1 protein-coding gene, 1 tRNA gene and 1 pseudogene are annotated in these 609 nt (G+C 65.5%); all 3 read left to right on the top strand.

The window, feature by feature from the left end:
* A pseudogene (locus FK268_RS23385) lies at positions 1-203 on the top strand (steroid 3-ketoacyl-CoA thiolase); the annotation flags it as partial.
* 40 nt (positions 204-243) lie between these two features.
* A tRNA-Ser gene (locus tag FK268_RS23380) sits at positions 244-328 on the top strand.
* A 96-nt stretch (positions 329-424) separates the two neighbouring features.
* Positions 425-609 (top strand): hypothetical protein (locus FK268_RS24870; protein ID WP_205124538.1); only part of this gene is annotated, 185 nt, incomplete at its 3' end.

Genomic DNA, 609 nt, shown 5'->3' with positions numbered 1-609 from the left:
GGGCCGCCGAGTTCGACGTCGACCCCGCCCGCCTGAACCCCCGCGGCGGCGCCATCGCGCTGGGGCACCCGCTCGGCGCGTCCGGCACCAGGCTGCTCGCGACGCTGGTCAACCATCTCGAGCAGACCGGCGGCCGCTACGGCCTGCAGACGATGTGCGAGGGCAACGGCATGGCGAACGGGACGATCATCGAGCGGCTGTGAGCGGTGATCCCCTGGTGAGTCCGGTATCGTACGGCGCTAGGGAAGCGTGGCAGAGCGGCCGAATGCACTCGCCTTGAAAGCGAGCGTGGGTGAAACCACCGGGGGTTCAAATCCCTCCGCTTCCGCAGGTAGAACAGGGTCCCGGTGCCGGACACGGCATCGGGACCCTCGAAACTTGCCACACCTTGCCACACCTTGCCACTTGTGTTCGGGCTGTCGTTGTGGGATTCACCGCCTTCACCGGAGGCACCGCCACCACCAGGATCGGTTGCATCCGCCACCAGTGGGTACAACGCGTTCTTGTTGGGGGCGATGTGCTGGGTGATTGTCGATGTCTGATCGTCGATCTTGTCGATGGTGTACCAGGGATTGCTCGCGTCCGAGGGCGTCTTTGGCGCGGTATTTC

Source organism: Tsukamurella sputi, from assembly GCF_007858445.1.
Classification (GTDB): domain Bacteria; phylum Actinomycetota; class Actinomycetes; order Mycobacteriales; family Mycobacteriaceae; genus Tsukamurella; species Tsukamurella sputi.
Note: the sequence above shows the minus strand (reverse complement) of the source record. Positions and strands in the feature narration are given on the sequence as shown.